The sequence below is a fragment of the Streptomyces calidiresistens genome (assembly GCF_014141525.1).
GTDB lineage: Bacteria > Actinomycetota > Actinomycetes > Streptomycetales > Streptomycetaceae > Streptomyces > Streptomyces calidiresistens.
Genome location: NZ_VKHS01000884.1, coordinates 1 through 2,099, shown reverse-complemented (window position 1 = coordinate 2,099; position 2,099 = coordinate 1). Strand labels below are relative to the sequence as shown.

Annotated in this window: 4 protein-coding genes; all 4 read left to right on the top strand. The window is 69.3% G+C overall.

Annotation, left to right across the window (positions count from 1 at the left end; translation table 11 throughout):
• The first annotated feature begins 143 nt into the window (after nucleotides 1–143).
• Nucleotides 144–326 (top strand): hypothetical protein, encoded by a 183-nt coding sequence (locus FOE67_RS23775; protein WP_182666890.1) that lies wholly within the window; start codon nucleotides 144–146, stop codon nucleotides 324–326.
• A gap of 249 nt (nucleotides 327–575) precedes the next feature.
• On the top strand, nucleotides 576–998 hold the full coding sequence (locus FOE67_RS23770; RefSeq protein WP_182666889.1) for a BlaI/MecI/CopY family transcriptional regulator: 423 nt from the start codon (nucleotides 576–578) through the stop codon (nucleotides 996–998).
• A 9-nt stretch (nucleotides 999–1,007) separates the two neighbouring features.
• Nucleotides 1,008–1,535, top strand: a complete 528-nt coding sequence (locus tag FOE67_RS23765; RefSeq protein WP_182666888.1) for an amino-acid N-acetyltransferase — start codon at nucleotides 1,008–1,010, stop codon at nucleotides 1,533–1,535.
• 174 nt (nucleotides 1,536–1,709) lie between these two features.
• Nucleotides 1,710–2,054, top strand: a complete 345-nt coding sequence (locus FOE67_RS23760) for a histone-like nucleoid-structuring protein Lsr2 (protein WP_182666887.1) — start codon at nucleotides 1,710–1,712, stop codon at nucleotides 2,052–2,054.
• Nucleotides 2,055–2,099: the final 45 nt, after the last annotated feature.

The following is a 2,099-nucleotide window of genomic DNA, read 5'->3' as shown; positions in this document are numbered from 1 at the left end:
GGCCCGTCCCGACCCCGGCCGATGTCTTCCGCCGCAAGCGACCCGCCCCCCCGCCGCCACCGGCCGCCGAGTAGGCCCACTACCCTGGAGGGGACCGAGAACCCGGCCACAGGGGGCCGGGAGCGGCCCGGAGGAGACCGACCGTGGACTATCTCGCCGCGCTTTTCGCCCCGACCGTGATGGCGGTGGCCTTCTGCTACCTCATCATCACGATGATCAAGTCGCAGGGCGGCGCCAACAAGTACAAGGAGGACGCGGCCGTGGACGCCATGGAGGCGGCCCGCACGGCCGAGCGCCCCTCCGGGGCCCGTCCCGCCGCCGAGTGAGCCCCCGGGGCGCCCCCGGGCGCCCCGTCCGTCCCGCCGCCGGGCCCCGCCCGGCGGCGGTTCGTCGTGTCCGGGCCCGGCTCGGCCGCGCCCGCCTTCCCCGCGCGCCATCCGTCACGCCCGTCACGCCCGTCACAGCCGCCCGGGTGCCGGATCGCCGCTCGGCGCCCGGCCGCGGGCGGGGCGCCCGACGGGAGCCCAACAGGGTCATATCGTGCATATCATCCGACTCCCCGTTACCCTGCAGATGTGCCTCGGTCACTGGGAGAACTCGAAGACGCCGTGATGACACGGGTCTGGGAATGGAATCGCCCGGTCACCGTCCGAGAGGTTCTGGAAGACCTCCGGAAGGAACGACCGATCGCCTATACGACGGTCATGACGGTTCTCGACAAGCTCCATCGGAAGGGCTGGGTCCGGCGGGAGCGCGACGGGCGCGCCTATCGTTACGAGGCGGTATCCACCCGTGCCGCGTACGCCGCCGCATTGATGAACGACGCCTGGTCCCGGAGCGACAACCCGGCCGCCGCCCTGGTGGCATTCTTCGGGATGATGTCACCGGCGCAGACCGAGGCTTTGCGCGATGCGCTGCGGGTGGTGGATGTCGGCGGAGCCGGTGGTGCCGCGGGCCCCGACGGGGGCGCCGCCAATGTCGGTGGAACGAGGCGGTAGCCTCCGTTCGTGAAGCATGCCGACCGGACTCCGGAAATCACGGTTCGACGCGCCCGGACGAGGGATGTGCGTGCCGTGCGTCACCTCATCGACACGTACTCGCGCGATCGCATCCTCCTGGACAAGCCGACCGTCACCCTTTACGAGGACATTCAGGAGTTCTGGGTGGGGGAGCGGGCCTCCGACGGGGAGGTGGTCGCCTGCGGCGCCCTGCACGTGATGTGGGAGGATCTGGCCGAGGTCCGCACGCTGGCGGTGGATCCCTCCCTGCGCGGGACGGGCGTGGGACACCTCCTGTTGGAGAAGCTGCTCGACACGGCGCGTCAACTGGGCGTGGATCGCATTTTCTGCCTCACCTTCGAAGTGGCGTTCTTCGAACGGCACGGCTTCGTGCCCATCGGCGATACCCCCGTGGACGGGGACGTCTACAGCGAACTGCTGCGCTCGTATGACGAAGGTGTCGCGGAGTTCCTCGGACTGGAGCGCGTGAAGCCCAACACATTGGGTAACACCCGTATGCTGCTTCGGCTTCGATAGTCATCCCGGCGGGGCTTTATGTCCGATACGTCCGAACGTCTCGGCGTTCAACGGCGGGAATCCCCGCGTGGGGTTTGTGTTTTTTCGGAAAGGGCGGTTTGATGACGCCCGGGGCGCGACAAAAACATTCGATGCCCGACCCCCGACCCGGATCCCCTAAAGAGGAGTACTCAGGTGGCACAGAAGGTTCAGGTTCTTCTTCTCGATGACATCGACGGCGGGGAGGCGGACGAGACCGTCACCTTCGCCCTGGACGGGAAGACCTACGAGATCGATCTCAACTCCGCCAACGCGGAAAAGCTCCGCGAGACCCTGGCCGAGTTCATTCGCGCCGGTCGTCGTGCCGGTACCGGCCGCGCGGCGCGCGGTGGGCGCTCGGCCGCCCGGGCGTCGGGCGGTTCCGGCTCCGCCGACACCGCCCGCATCCGTGCCTGGGCCAAGGAGAACGGCTACGAGGTCAACGACCGCGGTCGTGTGCCGGCGACCATCCGCGAGGCCTACGAGAAGGCCACCTCCTGACCCGACGCCGCCCCGACCGGTCGGTGGTCGCGGAGGGAGGGGGGC